This is a genomic window from Streptomyces sp. NPDC046939, from assembly GCF_040644575.1.
GTDB lineage: Bacteria > Actinomycetota > Actinomycetes > Streptomycetales > Streptomycetaceae > Streptomyces.
On the sequence record NZ_JBEYWV010000004.1, the window covers coordinates 101,573 to 125,638 of the forward strand.

The following is a 24,066-nucleotide window of genomic DNA, read 5'->3' on the forward strand; positions in this document are numbered from 1 at the left end:
CCCGCACCCGTGTGTGAAGGGGGATTTTCCATGCCCGTCTCCGTCGTACGGTTCAACCTGGTCGAGCCCGACGCCACCCCCGAGTCGCTGAGCGCCCGCTACCAGGCGGCGGTCGAGATGGCCGCGTACGCCGACGGCCAGGGCGTCGACACCGTGCAGACCGAGGAGCACCACGGCGCCGCCGACAACTGGCTGCCCTCACCGTTCACCTTCGCGGGCGCGGTCCTCGGCGCCACCCGCCGCATCGCCGTCACCGTCTCGGCGGTCATCGGCCCGCTGCACGACCCGCTGCGGCTCGCCGAGGACATCGCCGTACTGGACCTGCTGAGCGGCGGGCGGCTCGTGACGGTGGCGGGGATCGGGTACCGGCCGCAGGAGTACGCGCAGTTCGACGTGGAGTGGAAGCGGCGCGGGGCGCTCCAGGACGAGCTGCTGGAGACGCTGCTCAGGGCGTGGACCGGCGAGCCGTTCACGTTCCGCGGGCGGCAGGTCCGCGTCACCCCGCGGCCGTACACCCAGCCGCATCCCCTCCTGCTCGTCGGCGGCTCCTCGCGGGCGGCGGCGCGCCGCGCGGCCCGGCTCGGCCTGCCGTTCTTCCCCAGCGCGCATCTCCCGGACCTCGACACGTACTACAAGGAGCGGCTCGCCGAGTACGGCACCGAGGGCTGGACCATGATGCCCGCCGAGAACACGGCGCTGCTGCATCTGTCGGAGGACCCGGACCGGACCTGGGCCGAGCACGGCGGGCATTTCCTGCACGAGGCGCGCACGTACGCGTCCTGGCAGTCCACGGACATCCGGTCGGCGGTGAAGTCGGCGGCGACGACGGTCGAGGAGCTGCGCGCGGAGGGCGTCTACCGGATCGTGACGCCGGAGGAGTGCCTGGCCCAGGGCCTCGACACCTATGTACTGCACCCGCTGGCGGGCGGCATGCCGCTCGACGAGGGGTGGCGCGGTCTGCGTCTGTTCTGCGAAGACGTACTGCCCCGGCTCAAGGCCCGGGAAGCGGGCCGGTGAACCGGGGCAGTGACGTGAACGGGGAGGTGGCAGCGGGGACTGAACCCACCTCCCCGGGTCCGAGGCCCTTCCGAGGACGGGCCTGACGAGGAGCTGGCGGGTCAGCCCATCTCCTCCAGGGACTTGCCCTTGGTCTCCTTCACGAACTTCATGACGAACGGGATGGAGACCGCGGCGAAGGCGCCGTAGATGATGTACGAGCCGCTCAGGCTCCACTCCGACATGCTCGGGAAGGTCTTGGTGATGGCGAAGTTGGCCAGCCACTGGGCGGAGGCCGCCACACCGAGCGCCGCGGCGCGGATCCGGTTGGGGAAGATCTCGCCGAGCAGCACCCAGACCACCACGCCCCAGGACAGGGCGAAGAAGAGGACGAAGGCGTTGGCGGCGATGATCGCGGTGAGGCCCTGCGCGTTCGGCAGCGAGACGTTGTCGCCGGTGCCGGTGCGGTAGGAGAAGGCCCAGGCCGCGGTGAACAGGGAGGCGGCCATACCGGCGGAGCCGATGATCGCGAGCGGCTTGCGGCCGATCCGGTCGACGAAGATCATCGCGATCACCGTGCCGATGATGTTCACGATCGACGTCTCGAAGGAGTACAGGAACGAGCTGGAGGGGTCCTTGCCGATGGACTGCCAGAGCTGGTTCGAGTAGTAGAAGATCACGTTGATGCCGACGAGCTGCTGGAAGATCGACAGGAAGATGCCGATCCAGACGATCGGCAGGAAGCCGAACTTGCCGCCGAGCAGGTCCTTGAAGGACGACTTGTGCTCGCTGCGGATGCCGTGCTCGATCTCCGCGACACGGGCGTCGGCGTCGATGCCGGTGCCCTCGACCTCGGCGAGCACCTTCTTGGCCTGGTCCCTGCGGCCGACGGAGATCAGGAAGCGCGGCGACTCGGGAATCGCGAAGGAGAGCAGCCCGTAGAGGAGCGCCGGGATGACCATGACACCGAGCATCCACTGCCAGGCCTCCAGGCCGGCCAGCTTGCCGCGCTGGTTGCCGTCGGCCATGTTGAGGATGCCCCAGTTGACGAGCTGGGAGACGGCGATGCCGATGACGATGGCGGCCTGCTGGAACGAGGCGAGCCGGCCGCGGTACGCGGGCGGGGCCACCTCGGCGATGTAGGCCGGGCCGATCACCGACGCCATGCCGATGCCGAGGCCGCCGATGACCCGCCACATCGTGAGGTCCCAGGCCGCGAAGGGCAGCGAGGAGCCGATGGCGCTGATCGCGAAGAGGAAGGCGGCGATCTGCATGACGCGGATGCGGCCGATGCGGTCGGCGATGCGTCCGGCGATGGCGGCACCGACGGCACAGCCGAGCAGCGCGGACGCGATGATCCAGCCCAGGGTGTCGGCGCTCACGTCGAACTTGTGCTGGATGGCGACGGTCGCGCCGTTGATCACGGAGCTGTCGTAGCCGAACAGGAAGCCACCCATCGCGGCCGCGGCCGTGATGAAGATGACGTGCCCGAGGTGATCGGGCTGGGCGTTTCTGGCTCCTGACGAAGGTGCCTCAGTGCTGGTCACGTGTACTCCTCGGGCCACCGGCGTCGCTGCCGGGGGTGGGGGCGAGCCCTTCCAGTGGCGCACAACTGCACGCGGCTCACCACCTGAAGGTAAAAGCAACGTTGCAGAGACTATGCCTTCAAGTTTCGAAGTCAATAGTGAGACTGGTGTGAGTTATTAGGCATGGAAGTGGCAGTTGGGTTCAATACTTGAAGACTGCCCGAGGAGGGTCGCTGGCGGCGGGCATTACCGCAGCCGCTGGCTGATCACCTTCGACACCCCGTCGCCCTGCATGGAGACCCCGTACAGCGCGTCGGCCACCTCCATCGTGCGCTTCTGGTGCGTGATCACGATGAGCTGGGACGCCTCCTGCAACTCCTGCATGATGCGGATCAGGCGCTGCAGATTGGTGTCGTCGAGCGCCGCCTCGACCTCGTCCATCACGTAGAACGGGCTGGGCCGCGCCTTGAAGATGGAGACCAGCAGGGCCACGGCGGTCAGTGACCGCTCGCCGCCCGAGAGCAGGCTCAGCCGCTTGACCTTCTTGCCCGGCGGGCGGGCCTCGACGTCCACGCCCGTGGTGAGCATGTTGTCGGGGTCGGTCAGGATCAGCCGGCCCTCACCGCCCGGGAACAAGCGGCTGAAGACGCCCTCGAACTCACGCGCGGTGTCGCGGTAGGCCTCCGTGAAGACCTGCTCGACGCGTTCGTCGACCTCCTTCACCACCTGAAGGAGGTCGGCCCTGGTCTTCTTCAGGTCCTCAAGCTGCTCGCTGAGGAACTGGTGACGCTCCTCCAGCGCCGCGAACTCCTCCAGGGCCAGCGGATTGACCTTCCCGAGCTGCTGGTAGGCGCGCTCCGCGGACTTGAGCCGCTTCTCCTGCTCCGAACGGACGAAGGGCCGCGGCTTGTTGCGCGGGTGCTCCGGGTCCTCCGGCAGTTCCTCGCCCTCGGCGGGGAGCGAGGGCGGCACGAGCCGGTCCGGACCGTAGTCCGCGACGAGCCCGGCCGGTTCGACACCCAACTCCTCCAGCGCCTTGGTCTCGAGCTGCTCGATGCGCAGCCGCTTCTCCGCTCCTAGTACCTCGCCCCGGTGAACTGAATCAGTGAGTTTGTCGAGCTCCGCCTTGAGATCGCGGCCACGGGCCCGCTCCGCGACGAGCTCCCGCTCCCGCTCCGCCTTGGCGCGCTCGGCAAGGGTGCGCTCCTCGTCGGCGCGGGCGAGGGACACCTCGACGTGCGCGAGCAACTGCCGGGCCCCGGACGCCACGGCCTCGGCGACTGCGGCCTCGTACCGCATCCGGGCCCGCCGCTGCTCGGCACGCGCGCGTGCCTCGCGTTCCGCGCGGGCGGCCCGGTCGAGCGAGTCGGCCCGCCCGGCGAGCCCCTTGACCCGCTCCTCGTGCGTACGGACCTGGAGGCGGGCCTCCATCTCGGTCTGGCGGGCGTTGGCGCCGTCGGCGGAGAGCCGGTCGCGGACGGAGGTGTCCGGTTCCTCGTCGGCGGGCTGCTCCTCGGCCACGGCAAGCCGCTCGGCCAGCTCCTCGGCATCCATCGCGGCCTGCTCAAGTGCCTCCTGCGCCCGGGCCGCCGCGGCCGCGCTGCGCTCGGCCTCCCCCGCGGCGCCCCGGGCCTGCCCGGCGAGCCGCCCGAGCTGCTGCGCCCGGCCGGAACGTTCCCGCTCTATGGCGCGCTGCCGCTGCCCCAGCTCCTCCACGCGCGCGGCGCACTCACCGCGCCGCTCGGTCGCCGCGTGCTGCGCCTCGGCCAGCTCCTCGCACCGCGCGGCCAGCTCCTCCAGCTCGGCGGCGGCCTCGTCCACGGACGCCTGCACCTCAAGAAGGCTCGGCGCCCCGGCGGAGCCGCCCTGCGCGTAGTGCGCCCCGAGCAGATCGCCTTCGGCGGTCACGGCGACCAGCTCGGGCCGCGCGTACACCAGATCCTCGGCATCCTCCAACGTCCCTACGACGACGATGCCCCGCAACAGGTGCCGCACGGCACCCATGAGCTCGACGGGGCCACGGACTAGGTCGGCGGCGGGGGGTGGGGTTTGGGCGGGCGTGTTGTGGGGGGTGGGGGTTGCGCGGGGGTCGGGGGTCTCCTGCGGGTCGGGCGTCCTCCGCGACTCGGGCTGCCCCTGCGGACCGGGCGCCTCCCACAAGTCGGCCGCCCCCCGTACGTCAGCCGCCCCCCGCACCTCGGATGCCCCCCGCGCCTCGGACGCCGCCCCCCGCACCCCCGGGCCCCCCGCAAGGAGCAGCGCCGCCCGGCCTCCGTCCTGCTTGCGGAGCAGGCGGATCGCTTCTGCGGCGGAGGCGGGGGTGGTTACCGCGATGGCGTCGGCGGCCGCGCCGAACGCCGCCGCGACGGCGATCTCGTACCCGGGTGTCACCGTCAGCAGCTCGGCGGCGGGGCCGAGCACGCCCGTGAGCTGTTCCCGGGCCCCGAGCAGCGCGCCGGAGCCGTCCTTGCGGCGCAGACCGAGCGCGAGGGCCTCGTGGCGCGCGGCGACAGCGGCCCGCTTGCGCTCCGCCGACGTGGCCGCCTCCCGCGCGGCCGTCAGCGCGGACTCCGCTTCGGAGAGCGCCACCTTGGCCTCTTCGAGCTGGGCCGCGAGTTCCTCGTCCCCGGCATCGAGCCCGTCGACCTCGGCCTTGAGCTGCTCGTACTCCTGCTGAGCGGCCTCTGCCCGCTGCTGTGCCCCGTCCCGCGCCGCGGCGAGCCGGTCGATCTCGGCCTGCGCGGCGGCGGCCCGCGACCGGGCGGCGTTGGCCTGGCCCTGGAGGCGGGCGAGGCCCTCGCGCCGGTCGGCGATGGCGCGGGCGACGTCCTTCAGGCGCCGCTCCTCGACGGCCAGCTCCCGTTCCAGGTCGGCGCGGTGGGCGACGGTCTCGTCGAGCGCGACCTGTGCCGCCTCCAGCGCCGCCGACAGTTCGGCCTCCTGCTCGCGCACCCGGGCGGCCTCGCGCTCCAGATCCTCCGGGTCACGGCCGCGCCGCTCCTCGGCCGGCGCGGAGGCCGCGCTGCGCACCCGCGCGTCGGCCAGCGAGATCGTGCCGCGCACCCGCTCGGCCAACTGCGACAACTCGTACCAGCTCTGCTGCGCCCGCTGGAGCCGGGGCGTCAGCCGGCGCACCTGGTCCTCCAGGTGTCCCTCGCGCAGCACCGCCTTCTTCAGCTCCTCCTCGGCCGCCTCCTTGCGCCGCTTCAGCTCGGCCTCGTCGGCGACCTCGGCGCTGAGCGCCTCCCGCATCCGTACGAGGTCGTCGGCGAGCAGCCGCAGGCGCGCGTCGCGCAGGTCGGCCTGGATGACGGCGGCCCGGCGCGCCACGGCGGCCTGCCGCCCCAGCGGCTTCAACTGGCGCCGCAGCTCGTCGGTGAGGTCCTGCACGCGCGCGAGGTTGGCCTGCATCGCGTCCAGCTTGCGCAGCGCCTTCTCCTTGCGCTTGCGGTGCTTGAGGACGCCCGCCGCCTCCTCGATGAAGGCGCGGCGCCCCATGGGGTCGGCGTGCAGGACGCCGTCGAGCTGGCCCTGGCCGACGATGACGTGCATCTCGCGGCCGATGCCGGAGTCGGAGAGGAGGTCCTGGATGTCGAGGAGGCGGCAGGTGTCCCCGTTGATCTGATACTCGCTGCCGCCGTTGCGGAACATGATCCGCGTGATGGTGACCTCGGCGTACTCGATGGGCAGCGCGCCGTCGGAGTTGTCGATGGTGAGGGAGACCTCGGCGCGGCCGAGCGGCGGGCGCCCGGTGGTGCCGGCGAAGATGACGTCCTCCATCTTGCCGCCGCGCAGCGACTTGGCGCCCTGCTCCCCCATGACCCAGCTCAGGGCGTCCACGACATTGGACTTGCCGGAACCGTTGGGGCCCACGACGCAGGTGATGCCCGGCTCGAACCGCAGGGTGGTGGCCGAGGCGAACGATTTGAACCCGCGCAGGGTGAGGGCCTTGAGATGCACGCCGTCGGACTCTACCCGGCACCCTTGTCTCACTCCATGAACCCACGGTTTCGCCCGTGAAGGTGCAGGGCACATCAGACGTGACGAATCAGCTTCGGGGCGCGGGGGCGGCCGGATCGAGCGACCAGAGCAGAAGTGATCAGCCCGGAAAAGAAAGAAGGGACGCCGAAGCGTCCCTTGCATATCTCTGTCAAGCGGCTGTACGAGCAGCCTGCTCACGCACGACTCTGGGCGTGATCAGGTGAGCGCCGGCTCCGCCTGGGGTACGTCGATGCTCTCCATGAGAGAGTCGCGAGACGCGGCAGCCGCGAGCGCGTCGTTCTCGGCCTGGATCCGGCCGAGCTCGGTTTCGAGATCCTGGACGCGCTGCTGAAGCCGTCGCATCTCGGCGAGGAGTCGCGGGTCGCTGCCGCCGACGTAACCGAGAAGCGCCTTTGCCATGATGGATGGTCCTCCACACTGAGTGACCGACCGAAGCGGTGGTGGGTCGTGAGGGAATCGCACCCGCGGTGCTTGGCACTTGTTGTGTCTTGCTGGCCGTTCTCACATGCCAAACAGCTAAGGTGCGCGGGGATTCCAGAGTCTCACCAAAAAGTTTGACGGTCAACACGATCACGCCCCGTATTGGCGGGCAACCCGGCGGCATCGCACCGCGCGTGGTCCGGCGCGGCCTGTTCCTCGGGGCCCTCGGGGCGTGTGATCATCCGTACCCGGGGAGCCTGCCACGAGTCCCCTGTCTTGGCAACCACCAGGGCATTTCTGCCCGGAGCAACTGCCTGTGGCACCTCTTTCCCGGCGGCACCACGGTTCGCCTGCGGCAATGTCTCAGCGGATGGCAAATCCGTCGTAGCCGCCGCGGGGCGTGTCCCAGATCTCAGTGACACCGTCGACGCGCCCGGGTGTGTCGCCGCCGTGGAGCCAGTCCAGGAGTTGTTGACATGCCTCGCGCCTCCCTTCGGCGACGACCTGTACGCGGCCGTCCTCCAGATTGAGAGCAAAACCACACAGGCCGCCGATCTCCAGGGCCCGCGCCCGGGTGAACCAGCGGAAACCCACACGTTGGACGCGTCCTCGCACCCAGGCGGTGAGCCGTACGTCTTCGTTCATGGCTGCACGCTAACCGGCCAATTGAACAGAGAGCACTTCGGCCCCGTACGTCGTGGGGTACCGTCGCCGACCGACGAGCCTCACCCGTACGGGTGAGTCACATGGACGACCGGTGCGTCACGTTGACGATCGGTGCGTCACATCGGCCACCGGACCGTCACATCGGCGGCCGGGGTGGCGCGTTGACCGTCGTCCTGACGACCGCGAGGACGAGGAAGGCCATCACATGGGACGCCACCGACGCTCCGCCGCCGGCCGCGCCACCACGGGCCGCGCAGCGGACAGTACGGAGATCTACGCCCCCTCTGCCCCCACCGCGACGTTCCCGTCGCGCGCGGCGCACTCCCTCTACTTCCCGGACGAGCCGGCCCCGTACGAGACGGCCACGCACGAGCGTGCCCCGTACGAACGTGCCCCGTACGAACGTGCTCCGTACGACCCGACACCGTACGAGCAGGCCCCGTACGAGCGGGCCCCGTCCGAAACGTCCGCGTTCGAAACGTCTGCGTCCGTGCCATCTGCCTCCGAGACGGCCGCGCACGCCCCGTACGAGCCCCCGGAGGAGCCGGCCCCCTTCGACCCGTACGGTCCGTACGCCCAGTACTTCCAGGACGCCCCTTCGACCACGGTCTTCCCGGAGCAGCGGGAGGGCCTCATATCCTCGGCCGGTGGTTCGGACCGGGTGCCGCGCTCACGGTCCCACCGGCGCGCCAAGCGCAGCGGTGTCCCCGTGCGCACCGGTCTGCTCGGCGCCTCGGCCGCCGTCGCGGTGGGCGCGGTCGCGGTGGCCTCCGGGCTGATACCGGGATCCGACAGCTACAAGCTCGGCGGCGACCACGACGGGGACAAGGTGCAGGCCGCCGTCTCCCCCTCGGTGGAGGCGCAGGGCGGCACGGACGGCGCCGTCGACGACGGCCGCTCCCCGTCGTCGGCCGCGAGCCGCGCCCCCGACCGCTCCGCCCCCTCGGCCTCTCGTTCGAAGGCCGCCCCGGCCAAGCCGTCCGCGAAGCCGTCGCAGAAGCCCGCGCCCGCCAGGACGTCCCCCGGCGACGGCGCCCCGACAGCATCGAAGAGCGCGGCCCCCTCGACCGAGGCTCCGGCCCCGGCCCCGCAGAAGACGCAGGAGCCCACCTCGGCCGCGCCCGCCACCCCGGCGGCCGACGCGGCGGCGGCTCAGGTCCTCGCCCTCGTCAACCAGGAGCGCTCCAAGGTGGGCTGCTCCCCGGTCACCGCCGACAGCAGTCTGGCCGCACTGGCGACCGCCTTCAGCGCGGACATGGCCGCGCGCGGCTTCTTCGACCACACGGACCCGGACGGGGCGACGCCCTGGGACCGCGCCAAGAAGGCCGGGGTCAACGGGCTCGGCGGCGAGAACATCGCCCGCGGCCAGGCCGACGCGGCGTCGGTGATGAAGGCCTGGATGAACAGCCCCGGCCACAAGGCGAACATCCTCAACTGCGACTACAAGACCCTGGGCGTGGGGGTGCACTTCGGGTCGGGCGGCCCGTGGTGGACGCAGGACTTCGGCTTCTGACCGAGCCAAGGTCCGTACAGGCGTTCCCACACGGTTACCGTCGTACAGCGCTCACTCACACACAGCGCTACCCTTCACACCGCGCTGTGCCGCAGTACCCTCGGCGTATGGACTCCACCGACCTCGCGTTCGACGTGTTCTCCAAGGCGTGCCCGTCACGCGGCACCTTGGAGCACGTCACCGGCCGCTGGGGCGGGCTCACGCTCGGGGCGCTGTACGAGGGCTCGCTGCGCTTCAACGAGCTGCGCCGCCGCGTGGACGGGGTCAGCGAGAAGATGCTGTCCCAGACGCTCCAGGCGCTGGAGCGGGACGGCCTTGTGCACCGTGAGGCCCAGCCGACCAATCCGCCCCGCGTCGACTACGAGCTGACGCCGCTGGGCCGTGACGTGGCCGAGCGCCTGCTGGCCCTCATCCGCTTCGTGGAGGGGCGAATGGACGACGTCCTGGCGGCGCGCGAGCGTTACGACACGGCGCGCGGGGCGCGCTGACAGCGCGGGCAGAAGTAGCTGGAGCGGTTCATCCAGGGGCGCCGGCACATCGGCGTCCCGCACCGCTTGCAGGGCAGGCCCTCACGCCCGTACGCGTCGAGGGAGCGGTCGAAGTAGCCGGACTCCCCGTTCACGTTCACGTAGAGGGAGTCGAAGCTGGTGCCGCCGACGGCGAGCGCCGCGGTCATGACGTCCCGTACGTGGGTGAGGAGTTCGGCCGTGCGCGGGCGCGTGAGCCCGGCGGTGGGGCGCTCGTAGTGCAGCTTCGCGCGCCAGAGCGCCTCGTCGGCGTAGATGTTGCCGACGCCGCTGATGAGCGTCTGGTCGAGCAGGGCGCGCTTGATGGTGGTGCGCTTGGCACGCAGCGCCGTGTGGAAGGCGGCGTCGTCGAAGAGCGGGTCGAGCGGGTCGCGGGCGATGTGCGCGATGACGTCGGGCAGGCCGTCCGCGCTGTTCTCCGCGGTGTCGTGCAGCGAGAGGCCGCCGAAGGTGCGCTGGTCGACGAAGCGGAGTTCGGTGCCGAGGTCGTCGGCGAACCGGACGCGGACGCGCAGGTGCTTCTCGTCCGGCGCGGTGTGCGGCTGGACCAGGAGCTGGCCGCTCATGCCGAGGTGCGCGAGGACGGACATGTGCGCGGTCTCCAGCGGCAGCCAGAGGTACTTGCCGCGCCGGCTCGGCTCCCCGATCGTCTGCCCCTTGAGGCGGAGCGCGAAGTCGTCGCCGCCTGCGATGTGGCGGCGTACGGAGCGGGGGTGCATGACCTCCACGTCGGCGACGGTCCGATGCGCCACCCACCGCGCGAGCCCCCGCCGAACGACTTCGACCTCGGGCAGTTCAGGCACGACGATCCTCCGGTTGTAGTCGATACAGGGGGCGTGCAGCGCTCCGCCAGGGGCGCGGGGAACTGCGCGACCAGCCCCCACCGGCCCACGGACACCTCACGACGCCCAGGGGCAGGGCCATGGAAAAACCCGTCCCCACCGGCACGGGGCCGATGGGAACGGGTCGAGGAAGCGCAGCGTCACGCCGGATCGGAGGAGGTGGCGGCGGCCGAAGCCGCCGCCTCCGCCTCGGCCCGCTCGTCCGCGGCGGCGCGAATCGCGCGCCACGCGGACTCGGCGGCCTGCTGCTCCGCTTCCTTCTTGCTGCGGCCGGTGCCGGTGCCGTACGAGACGCCTCCGACGCGGGCGGCAGCAGTGAAGGTCTTCTCGTGGTCGGGGCCGGTCTCGGAGACCAGGTACTCGGGGACGCCGAGCCCCTCGGTCGCCGTCAGCTCCTGAAGACTGGTCTTCCAGTCCAGGCCGGCTCCCAGGTTCGAGGACTTCTCGATCAGCGGGTCGAACAACCGGTGCACGAGTTCACCGGCCGCGTCCAACCCCTGGTCCAGGTAGACCGCGCCGATCACCGCTTCGAGGGTGTCGGCGAGAATCGACGCCTTGTCCCGGCCGCCCGTGCCTTCCTCGCCCCGGCCGAGCCGGATGAAGGAGCCCAGGTCGAGCCCGCGGCTGACCTCCGCCAGTGCACGCGAATTGACCACCGCGGCCCGCAGCTTGGCCAGTTGGCCCTCGGGCAGGTCGGGGTGGGTGCGGTAGAGCGTGTCGGTGACCACGAGACCGAGCACGGAGTCCCCGAGGAACTCCAGACGCTCGTTCGTGGGCAGTCCGCCGTTCTCGTACGCGTACGAGCGGTGCGTCAGGGCACGCACCAGAAGGGCGGACTCGAGCTTGTACCCGAGCCGCCCTTCCAGAAGCGTGTGGGACGAGGCTGTGGTGTCGGCCTTTTTCTTGGCGTCATCCGCCGGTTTATGGCTAGCCACTGTGCCTCTCACCAGCCGCTCAGACCTCGAGGACCTGGCGCTTGTTGTAGGTGCCGCAAGCGGGGCACGCGATGTGCTGCAGCTTGGGCTCCTGGCACCGCTCACACGAAACCAGGGTGGGGACCGCAGCCTTCCACTGCGACCGGCGGTGGCGCGTGTTGCTGCGCGACATCTTCCGCTTCGGAACAGCCACGGCTACTTCTCCTGCTTCTCGTCGACGCCCGCTTCCGCTTCGGCGCCGCTCATCTCGTCCTTCTCGCCGTCCTGGATGGATTCAGCGAGTCCCTGCAAAGCCGCCCAACGGATGTCGACGGCGTCGTGATGGTGTCCCGGTTCGTCCGAGAGCCGCACTCCGCACTCGGAGCACAGACCCTCGCAGTCTTCCTGGCACACCGGCTGCATCGGCAGTGCGAGCACCACCGCATCGCGCAGCACGGGTTCGAGGTCGAACAAGCCGTCCTCGAGAAAGAGCCTGTCCTCGTCGTCCTCGGCGTCGTCGCCCGGTTCCGCTTTCACACGGCCCCGGTCGTCGGCGTCAGGGTACGAGAACATCTCCTGGAAGTCCGTGTCGACCTCAAGGCCGACCGGCTCCAGACACCTTACGCACTCCCCCTTCGCCAGTGCACGGGCGGTGCCTGTGACAAGCACCCCTTCCATGACCGACTCGAGGCGGAGTTCGAGCTCCACCGGGGCGCCTTCCGGCACTCCGATGACCCCTTCGACACCGAGGTCCCGGGGGGCGTCGATCGTGCGGGTCAGCCGCTGCATGGCACCAGGACGCCGGCCCAGCTCGTGTGTGTCGAACACAAGTGGGTTGCGGTGGTCGAGGCGAGTACTCAGGGCTGTTCCTGCTTTCGATCTTCGATGCTCTGGGGGGCGCTGCCCCGAAGTTTTCCGGGCAGCTCGGATCGCACATGTACGCGCGACCGAAGAACCAGGGTACTGGACCTTTCGCTCTCGGCCCAATCCGCTCCCGGCCACCCTGGGGGCGCCCCGCCGGGCAGCGGCGTCAGCGGCCCTGCTCGTACTGGCGGACCTGCTCCATGCTGATCATGCTCGTGTCGAAGAGGCTGGTCTCGTCGAGCGCTCCGCCGTGCTCCTGCTGCTGGCCCTGGTGCCCGTGCTGGTCCTGCTGCTGCCCCTGGTGCTGCTGGTAGCCGTACGGGTCCTGCTGCCCCTGCTGCTGGTACGCGGCGTACGGGTCCTGCTGCTGCCCCTGCTGGTACGCGTAGGGGTCGTGCTGCTGGTAGGCGGCGTACGCGTCCTGCTGGCCGTACTGCTGCTGCTCGTACGCGTACGGGTCCTGCTGCTGCCCGTAGGCGGCGGCCGGCGCCTGCGCGGGGATCTGGGGCGTGGCGACGGGCTCCGGTTCCCGCTCCGCCGCCTGGGGGCCCGTGGCGATCTCCGCCAGGCCCGCGAGGTAGTCGGCGTCGCTGGTGTGCGCCTGGGAGCCGCCCTCGGCGTCCACGGCGAGCGCGCCCAGGTCGTCGGTGGCGATGCGGCCGTGCAGCTTCTGGCGGCCCTTGCCGACGGCCTCCAGGGTCTTGGCGAGCACCGCCTCGAAGGCGCCGAGCTTGGAGTCGACGTACGCGTCGGCGTCGCGGCGCAGCGTCTCCGGGTCGTGGCTGCGCTCGGGGGCGTCCTCGTCCTCGTAGCCCTGGTCGTCCAGGCCGGGTCCGGTGCCGAGGAGCTTCTCGCGGCCCCGGCCGACGGAGCCGAGGGTCTTGGTGAGGACGACCTCGAAGTTGGCCAGCTTGGAGTCGACGTAGTCGTCGGCCTCGGCGCGGATCTCCTCGGCCTCCTGGCGGGCCTCGGCGAGGATGCGGTCCGCCTCGTTCTGCGAGCGGCGGGCGATCTCGGTGTCGGAGATCAGGGAGCCGCGCTCGGCGTGCGCGGACTCGATGATCCGGTCGGCCTCGGCGCGCGCCTGCTCGACCATCTGCTCGCGGCCGCCGATGAGCTCCTGCGCCTGCGCGAGGGAGCCGGGCAGCGCCTGGCGCACCTCTTCGAGCATCGCGAGCAGGTCGGCGCGGTTGACCACGCACGAGGCCGACATGGGCATTGACCGGGCGTTGCCGACCGCGGCGACGATCTCGTCGAGCTTCTTCTGCACGTCCACCGTGTGCTCGCCACTCTCTCGTCTTGTCACCGAGGTGACAGGGGGTTTGGAGACGGACGGGACGACTGTATGCCCAAGTGGTGCGTGCGTGTCACTTCTTGGGGAGGCGCTCGGTCAGCGCCCGGTGCACCTGCGGCGGGACCAGGTGCGAGACGTCTCCGCCCCAGGCCGCGACCTCCTTGACCAGCGAGGAGGACAGGAAGCTGTAGGTGGGGTTGGTGGGCACGAACAGCGTCTCGACGCCCGAGAGACCGTTGTTCATCTGCGCCATCTGCAGTTCGTAGTCGAAGTCGCTGACCGCGCGCAGGCCCTTCACGATGGCCGGGATGTCACGCTGCTTGCAGAAGTCGACGAGGAGGCCGTGGAAGGACTCCACCTGCACGTTGCCGTACTCGGAGGTGACCTCGCGGATCAGGTCGATCCGCTCGTCGACCGTGAACAGGCCCTTCTTGGACTGGTTGATCATCACCGCGACGTGCACGACGTCGTACAGCTTGGAGGCTCGGGCGATGATGTCGAGGTGGCCGTTGGTGATGGGGTCGAACGACCCGGGACAGACTGCGCGGCGCACGGGAAGTCCCTCGCTCTCCGGTCCGCTCATCGTGCGTCGTCGCACGTGAGGCTGGTGGTCAAGGCGGCGCGACCGTACCAAAACGTGCCCTCGCCGTAGCGACGGGACCGCAGTCCCTCGAAACCGGCCGGCCACCGGAAAACCCCGCCCCTGGTGCTGCGTTCCACGGTGACCAGCGCGTCGTCCGTGAGCCAGCCCTGAGTGCGGAGTGTGAGGAGGATCTCCCGAAGATCGTCGTCCGAGACGGCGTACGGGGGGTCGAGAAAGACCAGGTCGTAGGGGTCCTCGGGGGGCGGTCCAGCAACGACCTGTTCCGCTTTTCCGGTACGGGCCTCGGCTCCGGGCAGGCCGAGCGCGCGGATGTTCTCGCGGACCGTGCGGGCGGCTCGGGCGTCGGCCTCGACGAGCAGCGCGTGCGCGGCGCCCCGGGAGAGGGCCTCCAGGCCGACGGCTCCGGAGCCCGCGTACAGGTCGGCGACGCGGGTGCCGTCGAGGGTGCCGAGCAGCGCCTGCCAGGTGGAGAAGAGGCCCTCGCGCGCGCGGTCGGAGGTGGGGCGGGTGCCGTTGCCCGGCGGCACGGCCAGGCGGCGTCCGCCGGCGCGTCCGGCGATCACGCGGGTCATCTCGGTCCTTGTCCTTGCGTGCTTGCTTGTGGGAGCTGTGGGACAAGTGTCTCAAAGGACGGGCTCAGGGCCCCTGTCGGCCGTCGGGGACGGGGGCCTGCCGGCCGCCAGCGGGCTGGGAGGCCGTCTCTCAGCCCTTGTCCAGGTACTGCTCCCGCTCCTCGTCCAGGAGGGCGTCCAGGGCGGTGCGCAGGGCGGGCAGGCGCTCCAGGTCCGGGTCGGCCGTGACCACTCTGGTCGCCTCCTCGCGGGCCTCGGCGATGATCTCCTCGTCCTCGATGACGGCGAGCATCCGCAGGGAGGAGCGCACCCCGGACTGGGCCTGTCCGAGCACGTCGCCCTCGCGGCGCTGTTCCAGGTCGATGCGGGACAGTTCGAAGCCGTCGAGCGTGGAGGCGACGGCGCCCAGGCGCGCGCGGGCGGGGCTGGCCTCGGGCATCTCGGTGACCAGGAGGCAGAGGCCGGGCGCCGAGCCTCGGCCGACGCGGCCCCGCAACTGGTGGAGCTGGGAGACGCCGAAGCGGTCGGCGTCCATGATCACCATGGCGGTGGCGTTCGGCACGTTCACCCCGACCTCGATGACGGTCGTCGCCACCAGGACGTCGGTCTCGCCCGCGGCGAAGCGGCGCATGACGGCGTCCTTGTCGTCGGGCTGCATCCGGCCGTGCAGCACCTCGACCTTGATCCCGTGGAGCGGTCCGCGCGCCAGCTCCTCGGCGACGGCGAGGACGGCGAGCGGGGGCCGCTTCTCCGCCTCGTCCTCGGGGGACTGCTTCTTGGCCGCGCTCTTGCCGCCCTTCTTGGGCTTCTCGTCCTCGTCGTCCCCGATCCGCGGGCAGACCACGTACGCCTGGTGGCCCTTGCCCACTTCCTCCCGTACGCGCTCCCACGCGCGCGTGAGGAAGTGGGGCTTGTCGGCGGCGGGCACGACATGGCTGGCGATCGGTGAGCGGCCGGCCGGGAGCTGGTCGAGGACGGAGGTCTCCAGGTCGCCGAAGACGGTCATGGCGACCGTGCGCGGGATCGGGGTCGCGGTCATGACCAGGAGGTGCGGGGGCTGCTTGCCCTTGGAGCGCAGGGCGTCGCGCTGCTCCACGCCGAAGCGGTGCTGCTCGTCGACCACGACCAGGCCGAGGTCGTGGAACTGCACCTTGTCCTCGATCAGCGCATGCGTGCCGATGACGATGCCGGCTTCGCCGGTGGCCAGGTCGAGCAGGGCCTGGCGGCGGGCGGCGGTGCCCATGGAGCCGGTGAGGAGCACGACCTTGGTGGAGTGCTCCGCGCCGCCGAGCATGCCGCCCTGGGCGAGCTCGCCCATCATCTCGGTGATGGAGCGGTGGTGCTGCTGGGCGAGGACCTCGGTGGGCGCGAGCATGGCGGCCTGGCCGCCCGAGTCGACGACGGCGAGCATGGCGCGCAGCGCGACCATCGTCTTTCCGGAGCCGACCTCGCCCTGGAGCAGCCGGTGCATCGGGTGGTCGGTGGCCAGGTCGTCGAAGATCTCCTTGGAGACCTTCCGCTGGCCGTCGGTGAGGGTGAACGGCAGCTTGGCGTCGAAGGCCGTGAGCAGGCCGTCCGGCTTCGGCGCGCGGGGGACGGCGGTCAGCTGGGTGTCGGCGAACCGGCGCCGGGCGAGGGCGACCTGGAGGACGAACGCCTCGTCCCACTTCAGGCGGGCCCGCGCGTCGGCGATGTCCGCCTTGGTGTGCGGCCGGTGGATCTTGAGCAGCGCCTCGGGCAGCGGGACCAGGTCCCGGCCCTCCCGCAGCGACTCGGGCAGCGGGTCGACGGCCTCCCGGGCGCTGGGCAGCACCAGGTCGACGGCTTTGGCGATCTTCCAGGACTCCAGCTTGGCGGTGGCCGGGTAGATCGGGAGCAGCGCGCCGGCCCACGAGCCGACGGTCTCGGCCGCCTCCTCCGAGGAGTCCGCGGTCAGCAACTGGTAGGCGGGGTGCGCGAGCTGCATCTTGCGGTTGAAGACCCCGACCTTGCCCGCGAACATCGCGCGCGTGCCCGGCAGCAGGTCCTTGTGCGGCTTGTGGATGCCGCGGCCGAAGAAGACGAGCTGGAGCTGGCCGCTGCCGTCGGTGATGGTGACTTCGAGGCGCTGGCCGCTGCCGCCGTTGAACCGCAGGACGCGGGCGGTCGCGACCTGGGCGACGACCGTGACGTGCTCGTCCAGGGGCAGGTCGGCGAGGCGTGTCAGCTCCCCGCGCTCGGCATATCTGCGCGGGTAGTGGTGGAGCAGGTCACCGACGGTGTGCAGGCCTAGGTGCTCGGCCATCACCTTCGCGGTGGGCGGGCCGAGCAGTTTCTTCAGCGGTTCTTCGAGCACGGGCACGAGATCCATTGCACACCACGCCACCGACAATCCCGCCGCGTCCTGTGGAGAACCGTGAAACCCGCTGGTCACAAGGGGCCGTACGGCCGTAGAGTGACGGGCTCCCGACCTTGATCGCGGTCACCTCTCGCGGGACCGCCCGACCCGCGCCGTCGCCCGTCCCCCCACCGGCGCAGCGACGATGAACTCACAGACACCGCACACCTTCCAGGTCGACCTGCGCGGCCTCGTCGACCTGCTCTCCCACCACCTGTACTCCAGCCCCAAGGTCTACCTGCGCGAACTGCTGCAGAACGCGGTCGACGCCATCACCGCCCGCCGCGCCGAGCAGCCGGACGCGCCTGCCACCGTGCGCCTGTACGCGGAGGGCGGGTCGCTGCGCGTGGAGGACTCCGGCATCGGTCTGACCGAGGCCGACGTGCACAACCTGCTCGCGACGATCGGCCGCAGCTCCAAGCGCGGCGACGGCCTGGAGTCGGCCCGCGCCGACTTCCTCGGGCAGTTCGGCATCGGTCTGCTGGCCTGCTTCGTCGTCGCCGAGCGCATCCGGGTGGTCAGCCGCAGCGCGCGTACGCCCGAGGCGCCGCCGGTCGAGTGGACGGCCCGCGACGACGGCTCGTACACGGTCCGTACGCTCCCGGACGCGGCCCGCCCGGAACCGGGCACGACGGTGCACCTGGAGGCCCGTGCGGGCGCCGCCGACTGGCTGACCGAGGAGCGGGTCCTGTCCCTGGCGCGGGACTTCGGCTCGCTGCTGCCGTACGACGTGCGGGTCGGGGACGCCGCGATCACGGACCTGCCCTCCGTCTGGAGCCGTACGTACCCCAGCCCGGCCGCCCGCCGGGTGGCGCTGGCCCGCCACTGCCACGATCTCTTCGGGTTCACGCCGCTTGACTCGATCGACCTGGAGGTGCCCCTCGCGGGCGTCCGGGGCGTCGCGCACGTGCTGCCGCAGGCGGTCAGCCCGGCCCAGCGCGCGGGCCACCGCGTCCACCTCAAGGGCATGCTGCTCACCGACCGCGCCGAGCAACTGCTGCCCGACTGGGCGTTCTTCGTGCGCTGCGTGATCGACACGGACAGCCTGCGCCCCACCGCCTCGCGCGAGTCGCTCTACGAGGACGAGACCCTGGCCGCCGTCCGGGAGGCCCTGGGCGAGCGCATCCGGGAGTGGCTGACGTCGCTCGCGGCCGGTGACCCCGAGCGGCTCGCCGCCTTCCTGTCCGTGCACCACCTGGGCGTGAAGTCCCTCGCGCGGCACGACAAGGAGATGCTGCGCACGATGCTCCCCTGGCTGCCGTTCGAGACGACGGACGGGCAGCTCTCCCTGGAGGAGTTCGCCCAGCGCCACCCCGTCGTGCACTTCACGCGGACCGTGGAGGAGTACCGGCAGGTCGCGCCGATCGCCTCCGCGCAGGGCATCGGGGTCGTCAACGGTGGTTACACGTATGACGCCGACCTGGTCGAGGCGCTGCCGTCGGTGCGCCCCGGCACGGCCGTCTCCGAACTGGACGCGGACACGGTCACCGCCCACCTGGACGCCGTCGACCCGGCCGAGGAACTGGCCCTGTCGGCGTTCCTGGCGGCGGCGCGGGCCCGGCTCGACCCGCTGGGCTGCGACGTCGCCCTGCGCGCCTTCCATCCGCTGACGGTGCCCGCACTGCACCTGGACGACCGCGCGGCCCGGCACGAGCAGGCACGCGCGGAGGCCGAGGCACAGGCCGACGACCTGTGGGCCGGGATCCTCGGCTCCCTGCGCGGCAGCGCCCCACGCGCGCGTCTCGTCCTGAACCACCTCAACCCGCTGATCCGCCGGGTCAGCGCGCTCTCCGACCCCGAGCTGATCGGCACGGCGGCCGAGGCGCTGTACGGGCAGGCGCTCCTGATGGCGCAGCGCCCCCTGCGCCCCGCCGACTCCGCACTCCTGAACCGCTCGTTCATCGGCCTCCTGGAGTGGGCCACGCACCCCGGCACCGGAAAGGACGACCCCCGATGAACGAGACCATGGACCTGGACGCCCTGCGCCGCGCGATGGCGGAGAACGCCGCGGAGCCCGAGGGGCCCGCCCGCGGCGCCCGCGCCGAACAGTTGCTCGCCGAGGCGGAGAAGCTCGGCGTCCCGCTCGGGATCATCGAGGCGCTCGGCCATCAGCTGCAGATGTACAACTACAGCTCCGAGAAGGACAAGATGTTCGTCCCCTTCGCGCGGCTGCTGCGCATGTGGGACGAGCGCCCCGAGGACTTCGACGCCTACGAGACGCACTCGCTGCACTGGGTCTTCAAGTGGATGTCCGGCGGCATGCTGAACCAGCCGCACATCCCCCTCGCGTCCATCGAGAAGTGGCTCGCCGAGATGGAGCACCGCTACCGGGTGGCGGGCCACTCCGAACGGGCCGTCCGGATGAGCGAGTTCTACGTCGCCGACCACATCGGCGACGAGGAGCGTGCCACGCGCGCGTACGAGGCATGGCTGGCCGCCGACCGCGACAAGATGGCCGACTGCCACGCCTGCGAGCTGAACGGCCAGGGCGAGCGCCAGGCGGACCTGCGGCAGGACGAGCGCGCCCTGGAGCTGTGGCGGCCGGTCCTGGACGGCGAGCACACCTGCGCCCACGAACCGCACGCCACGCTCGCCGCCTCGCTGCTGCCGCTGCTGCGCCTCGGCCGCACCGACGAGGCCCGCGCGAACCACCTGCGCGGCTACCGCCTCGTACGGTCGATGGAGTCCATGCGGGGCGCCTTCGCGTCGCACGTGGAGTTCTGCGCCCTGACCGGCAACGAGGCGCGCGCCCTCGAACTGCTCGCGGAGCGGCCCGCGTACTTCACGGACAGCGGCAATCCGCAGGGCCTCATGGACTTCCTCGCGGTGACCGCCCTGGTGATGGACCGCCTTGTCGCGCTCGGCCTGGGCGAGCAGGGTGTCCCCGGCCCCGCCGGACGCGCCTGGACGGCCGTCGAACTCGGCGCCCACGCGCGCGCGGAGGCGCTGTCCATCGCGGCCCGCTTCGACGCGCGCAACGGCACGGACCGGGTGGGCACGCGGATCCGGCGGCGGATGGACCAGGAGCCCCTCGTCGAGCGCCTGCCGCTGGGCGTACGGGTCGTGCGGACGGCCCCGCCGAAGCCCGTGGTCACGGTGGCCGCGCAGCCCGGCGCGGACGCGGCGGCGCTCGTGGCCGAGGCGCGGCGGATCTCGGCGGCCGACGGCGGCCCGGACGCGGCCCGCGCGTGGCGGACCGCCGCACGGGCCGCCGAGACGGAGGGCCTCGACCTCACCGTGCACGACCAGGCGGAGATCGCCGACTACACGGCCATGGAGTCGGAGGACGCGCCCGGCCTCTTCGCGCACGCGGCCGACCTGTACGACAAGGCCGACAACCCCGGCGAGGCGCGGGCCGCACGCGCGCGTGGGGCGTACGCACTGTCCCGCGCGGGACGCACGGAAGAGGCACTCGCCGCGATCGCGGAACCGTACGAGCAGGCACTCGCCTCCCTGCGCGGCGCGGACGCCACCGCGGCCCGCCAGGCGGCCGCCGTCCTGATCTGCCGTGCCCGCATCCTGCTCGCGGCCCACTCCGGGGACGACGAGGTCGCCGCCGCCGAGGAGAGCGTGCGGCGCCTCCTCGCCGCCACCGAGCCGTTCGGCGACGTGCCGCGGATCGCCTCGCAGGCGGCGTCGGCGCGGTCGCTGCTCGCGGACATCACCGTGCACCGCGGCGACCCGGAAGCGGCGGCGGCCCTGTACGAGGAGTCCGCCGCCGCGCAGGTGGCGGCGGGGCGTCCCTGGATGGCCGTCGACTGCGAGGTGCGGATCGCGGGGCTCGCGCGGGAGCGCGACGACGCGGCGGGCGCCGAACGGGCGCTGCGGGCGGCCCTCGACCACGGGGCCGGGTATCTGGAACCGTCCGGCGCGGCGCGGCTGCACCTCCAGCTCGCCGAGGTCCTGGCCGCCACCGAGCGGTTCGGGGAGGCGTCCGCGCACGCCCTGGAGGCCGCGCACTGGGCCGACGAGGCGGACGGCGACGCCGGGTTCGCCGCCTGGGCGCGCTTCCAGCTCGGCGGCCACCTGCTGCGCGAGGAGCGGGTGGCGGAGGCCGCCGAGGTCCTGGAGTCGGCGCTGCTCGACCTCACCGCCGAGGACCACGGTGACGGGGCCCTCGTCCAGGCCCAGTGGTGGCTCGGCGACTGCGCCCGCGCGCTCGGCGAACACCTCCAGTCCGCCGAGGCATGGCTGAAGGCGGCGGAGATCGCCCAGCACTGGCCCGAACAGCGCGACCACGCGATGCTGGCGAACCTCGCGGCCGACGCCCTCGACCGGGCCGGGCGCCCCGAGGAGGCGGACCGCGCCTACGCGCGCGCGGGCGAGCTGTGGCACTCCCTCGGGCACGTCCACGCCGTCGTGCGGTGCCTGCGCGCGCGTGCCTGGCTGGACTCCGCGTCGGCCGACGACGAACGGGAGCTGATGAACGCGGCGATCCGCACCCTGGAGGAGGCCCTCACGTCGTCGGCGTCCGCCACCGACCGCGAGCCCCTGCTCTCCGAACTCGGCCACACGCACCGCCAGCTCGCGGAACTCCTCGACCGCCGCGACGACGAACAAGCGACGACCCACCTGGAAAGCGCCGCCATGGCGTTCGAAAAGGCGGGCGACCTGGAACGCAGGGACGAGGCGCGCGCGGCGGCGGAGCGGTAGGGGCGCGGCGGGCAGGCGGCTTCGGGACTGCCGGGGCGGCTATTCCACACCGATCAGCATCGGCGCGGACTGGCGGCCGCCCCGGTACACCACCGTGTCCACCGCCAGGTACGTCTCACGGACGTGCTGCTCAAGGCCGTCCCCGACCTCGTCGGGGATCTCGTCGCCCAGGACGAGGGTGACGAGTTCGCCGCCGGCCGCGAGCATCCGGTCGAGGACCGTGCGGGCGGTCGCCGGGACCTCGGCACCGATGACGGCGACGTCGCCGTCGATCAGGCCGAGGACGTCACCGGCCTGGCAGATCCCGGCCATCGTCCAGGACTGCCGCTCGGCGACGGCCAGTTCGGCGTACCGGGTCGCCCCGGCGGCCGAGGTCATCGCGACCACGTCCTCGTCGAAGCTGCGGTCCGGCTCGTGCACGGCGAGCGCGGCGATGCCCTGCACCGCGGACCGGGTCGGGATGAGCGCGACCCGTACGCCCTCGGAACGGGCCTGCTCGGCCGCCGCGGCGGCGGTGTGGCGCAGCTCCGCGTCGTTCGGCAGCAGCACCACCTCGCGCGCGTGGGCGCGCCTGATCGCCTCGACCAGTTCTCCGCTGGCGGGCAATTCGCCGGGCCGGTCGGGCACGGTCGTCGCGCCCGCCTCCGCGTACAGACCCGCGAGGCCGTCGCCCGGCACGACCGCCACCACGGCGCGCTGCGCCCGCTCGCGCGGGGGCGCGGAGGAACGCGTCGCATGGGCGTCATCGAGGCCGAAGTGCGTGATGCGGATGCGGTACGGCCGCCCGGCCTCGACGCCCGCCTCCACGGCCGCGCCCGCGTCGTCGACGTGCACATGGACGTTCCACAGCCCGTCCCCGCCGACCACGACCAGGGAGTCCCCCAGGGCGTCGAGCCGGGTCCGCAGCCGGGCGACGGCCGCGTCATCGGCTTCGAGGAGGTAGATGACCTCGAAGGCGGGTCCGGCGCCGTCAGGCTCCTCCGGGCATGCGAGGGCGTCGTCCGGACTCTCCACGCGCGCGTGGTGGCCGTCCTCGCGCGCGCGTGGTGGCGTCGCCTGTCCGGAGACGGCCTCGCGCAGCGCTCCGAGCACGGCGACGAGACCGCGCCCGCCCGCGTCCACGACCCCGGCCCGGTGCAACACCGCGAGCTGGTCCGGCGTCGCGTCGAGCGCCGCGCAGGCGCCTTCGTAGGCGGCCCGGACGACTGTCCCGCAGTCCCCGTCGGTGCCGGACGCGGCTTCCGCGGCCGCCGTCGCGACGGTCAGGACGGTGCCCTCCACAGGGTGGGCGACCGCCTCGCGCGCGGAGGCGGCGGCCCGGCTGAGCGCGAGGCGCAAAGCGCCCGCGTCCGCTCCGGCGTGATCCGCGTCACGCGCGCCGTCGTCGGCGAGGACCTGCGCCATCCCGCGCAGCAGTTGGGCGAGGATCGTCCCGGAGTTGCCGCGGGCGCCGATGAGGGCGCCGTGCGCCATCGCGCGCATCACTTCGGCGAGGGAGGGCGCGGTGGGCTCGGGCCCGGCCTGGAGCCCCGCGAAGACCGCCTCGACGGCCTGCTGCGCGGACTCGACGGTGAGGTACAGATTGGTCCCGGTGTCACCGTCCGCGACGGGATACACATTGATCGCGTCGATCTCCGCGCGGTCGCGGCCGAGCGCCTCCAGGGCCAGTGAGCACCAGGCGCGTACGGCGGCTACGTCGAGCACCTGCGGCACCTGCGCCTCCTCGAGCGGCTGGACTGGCCTCGCAGAGTAGACCCCGGCGGACGGCCGCCGGGAAAGGGCCCCGGTCCGGACAGCGGGGCAGCGGTCCGGGCAGCCATGGTAGTTTCGTTGTACCGAAGCAGTCGTTGTATGCTGCTCCGGTTGCCCGATATCCGTCGGGCTCTCCCCTGGCACCGCCACTCAGATCCTCCGATCCTGATCTCGGCATGCCGGGATCAACCGTAAGTGCATCTGAAGTCTTTGGAGTGACCCGTGGCTGCCAACTGCGACGTCTGCGGCAAGGGGCCGGGCTTCGGCAACAACATTTCGCACTCGCACCGCCGTACGTCCCGTCGCTGGAACCCGAACATCCAGCGTGTGCGTGCAGTGGTCGGTCGGACGCCGAAGCGGCTCAACGTCTGCACCTCGTGCATCAAGGCCGGCAAGGTCTCGCGCTGACGTTTCGCGTAGCGCGGCCACCTCGCTGGTTGCTTGAGTAAGCCGGTCCCCTCGGGGGCCGGCTTTCTCGTGTGCCCGCACCCTGAGTGAGCGAGCGGCCGGAAGATCGCGAAAGTCCGCGACCACTGTCAGTGGC

19 protein-coding genes are annotated in these 24,066 nt (G+C 71.9%); 6 read left to right on the forward strand and 13 right to left on the reverse strand.

The window, feature by feature from the left end; all coding sequences use genetic code 11:
• The first annotated feature begins 30 nt into the window (after positions 1-30).
• A complete protein-coding gene (locus tag ABZ877_RS05980) occupies positions 31-1,017 on the forward strand; it encodes an LLM class flavin-dependent oxidoreductase (protein ID WP_361065051.1) in 987 nt (328 codons plus the stop codon).
• A gap of 101 nt (positions 1,018-1,118) precedes the next feature.
• Here the strand turns inward: ABZ877_RS05980 and ABZ877_RS05985 are convergent, their stop codons facing one another.
• The 4 genes from ABZ877_RS05985 to ABZ877_RS06000 all read right to left on the reverse strand — a co-directional run bounded on the left by ABZ877_RS05985 (position 1,119) and on the right by ABZ877_RS06000 (position 7,589).
• Positions 1,119-2,543 carry a sugar porter family MFS transporter gene (locus tag ABZ877_RS05985; RefSeq protein WP_361065054.1) on the reverse strand — a complete coding sequence of 475 codons (1,425 nt, stop codon included), beginning with the start codon at positions 2,541-2,543 and terminating at the stop codon, positions 1,119-1,121.
• 225 nt (positions 2,544-2,768) lie between these two features.
• The gene (locus ABZ877_RS05990; protein ID WP_361065057.1) at positions 2,769-6,482 is read right to left on the reverse strand and encodes an AAA family ATPase; all 3,714 of its coding nucleotides are present in this window, start codon (positions 6,480-6,482) and stop codon (positions 2,769-2,771) included.
• A 237-nt stretch (positions 6,483-6,719) separates the two neighbouring features.
• Complete coding sequence (locus ABZ877_RS05995) at positions 6,720-6,923, reverse strand: hypothetical protein (RefSeq protein ID WP_361065059.1); 204 nt, start codon at positions 6,921-6,923, stop codon at positions 6,720-6,722.
• A gap of 384 nt (positions 6,924-7,307) precedes the next feature.
• Positions 7,308-7,589 carry an acylphosphatase gene (locus tag ABZ877_RS06000; protein WP_361065063.1) on the reverse strand — a complete coding sequence of 94 codons (282 nt, stop codon included), beginning with the start codon at positions 7,587-7,589 and terminating at the stop codon, positions 7,308-7,310.
• 226 nt (positions 7,590-7,815) lie between these two features.
• Between ABZ877_RS06000 and ABZ877_RS06005 the strand changes: the two genes are divergently transcribed.
• Together ABZ877_RS06005 and ABZ877_RS06010 are read left to right on the forward strand one after the other, a co-directional pair.
• Positions 7,816-9,123 (forward strand): CAP domain-containing protein, encoded by a 1,308-nt coding sequence (locus ABZ877_RS06005; RefSeq protein ID WP_361065066.1) that lies wholly within the window; start codon positions 7,816-7,818, stop codon positions 9,121-9,123.
• Between the two features lie 107 nt (positions 9,124-9,230).
• Complete coding sequence (locus tag ABZ877_RS06010; RefSeq protein WP_361065070.1) at positions 9,231-9,611, forward strand: helix-turn-helix domain-containing protein; 381 nt, start codon at positions 9,231-9,233, stop codon at positions 9,609-9,611.
• Here ABZ877_RS06010 and mutM read toward each other — a convergent pair.
• The 8 genes from mutM to recG form a co-directional block, all read right to left on the reverse strand.
• Positions 9,584-10,453 carry a bifunctional DNA-formamidopyrimidine glycosylase/DNA-(apurinic or apyrimidinic site) lyase gene (mutM, locus tag ABZ877_RS06015; protein WP_361065072.1) on the reverse strand — a complete coding sequence of 290 codons (870 nt, stop codon included), beginning with the start codon at positions 10,451-10,453 and terminating at the stop codon, positions 9,584-9,586. The genes ABZ877_RS06010 and mutM overlap by 28 nt on opposite strands.
• Positions 10,454-10,632: 179 nt before the next feature.
• On the reverse strand, positions 10,633-11,439 hold the full coding sequence (gene rnc, locus ABZ877_RS06020) for a ribonuclease III (RefSeq protein ID WP_361065075.1): 807 nt from the start codon (positions 11,437-11,439) through the stop codon (positions 10,633-10,635).
• Positions 11,440-11,446: 7 nt separating this feature from the next.
• On the reverse strand, positions 11,447-11,620 hold the full coding sequence (gene rpmF, locus ABZ877_RS06025; RefSeq protein WP_030361955.1) for a 50S ribosomal protein L32: 174 nt from the start codon (positions 11,618-11,620) through the stop codon (positions 11,447-11,449).
• A 2-nt stretch (positions 11,621-11,622) separates the two neighbouring features.
• Positions 11,623-12,267, reverse strand: a complete 645-nt coding sequence (locus ABZ877_RS06030; RefSeq protein WP_361065540.1) for a YceD family protein — start codon at positions 12,265-12,267, stop codon at positions 11,623-11,625.
• Positions 12,268-12,436: 169 nt separating this feature from the next.
• A complete protein-coding gene (locus ABZ877_RS06035; RefSeq protein WP_361065543.1) occupies positions 12,437-13,546 on the reverse strand; it encodes an ATP synthase F0 subunit B in 1,110 nt (369 codons plus the stop codon).
• Between the two features lie 91 nt (positions 13,547-13,637).
• Positions 13,638-14,117 (reverse strand): pantetheine-phosphate adenylyltransferase, encoded by a 480-nt coding sequence (gene coaD, locus ABZ877_RS06040; RefSeq protein ID WP_361065079.1) that lies wholly within the window; start codon positions 14,115-14,117, stop codon positions 13,638-13,640.
• Positions 14,118-14,143: 26 nt separating this feature from the next.
• Positions 14,144-14,740 carry a 16S rRNA (guanine(966)-N(2))-methyltransferase RsmD gene (rsmD, locus tag ABZ877_RS06045; RefSeq protein ID WP_361065082.1) on the reverse strand — a complete coding sequence of 199 codons (597 nt, stop codon included), beginning with the start codon at positions 14,738-14,740 and terminating at the stop codon, positions 14,144-14,146.
• Between the two features lie 130 nt (positions 14,741-14,870).
• Positions 14,871-17,090: an ATP-dependent DNA helicase RecG gene (recG, locus tag ABZ877_RS06050; RefSeq protein WP_361065085.1), complete on the reverse strand. Its 2,220-nt coding sequence runs from the start codon at positions 17,088-17,090 to the stop codon at positions 14,871-14,873.
• A 172-nt stretch (positions 17,091-17,262) separates the two neighbouring features.
• Here recG and ABZ877_RS06055 point away from each other — a divergent pair, with 172 nt between their 5' ends.
• Both ABZ877_RS06055 and ABZ877_RS06060 read left to right on the forward strand, forming a co-directional pair.
• Positions 17,263-19,074: an HSP90 family protein gene (locus ABZ877_RS06055; protein WP_361065088.1), complete on the forward strand. Its 1,812-nt coding sequence runs from the start codon at positions 17,263-17,265 to the stop codon at positions 19,072-19,074.
• Positions 19,071-21,770: a tetratricopeptide repeat protein gene (locus tag ABZ877_RS06060; RefSeq protein WP_361065091.1), complete on the forward strand. Its 2,700-nt coding sequence runs from the start codon at positions 19,071-19,073 to the stop codon at positions 21,768-21,770. Before ABZ877_RS06055 ends, ABZ877_RS06060 begins: the two co-directional genes overlap by 4 nt.
• Before the next feature lie 39 nt (positions 21,771-21,809).
• Here the strand turns inward: ABZ877_RS06060 and ABZ877_RS06065 are convergent, their stop codons facing one another.
• The gene (locus tag ABZ877_RS06065; RefSeq protein ID WP_361065094.1) at positions 21,810-23,483 is read right to left on the reverse strand and encodes a DAK2 domain-containing protein; all 1,674 of its coding nucleotides are present in this window, start codon (positions 23,481-23,483) and stop codon (positions 21,810-21,812) included.
• Between the two features lie 261 nt (positions 23,484-23,744).
• On the opposite strand from ABZ877_RS06065, the gene rpmB reads away from it, so the two are divergent.
• The gene (rpmB, locus tag ABZ877_RS06070; RefSeq protein ID WP_003957616.1) at positions 23,745-23,930 is read left to right on the forward strand and encodes a 50S ribosomal protein L28; all 186 of its coding nucleotides are present in this window, start codon (positions 23,745-23,747) and stop codon (positions 23,928-23,930) included.
• Positions 23,931-24,066 lie beyond the last annotated feature (136 nt).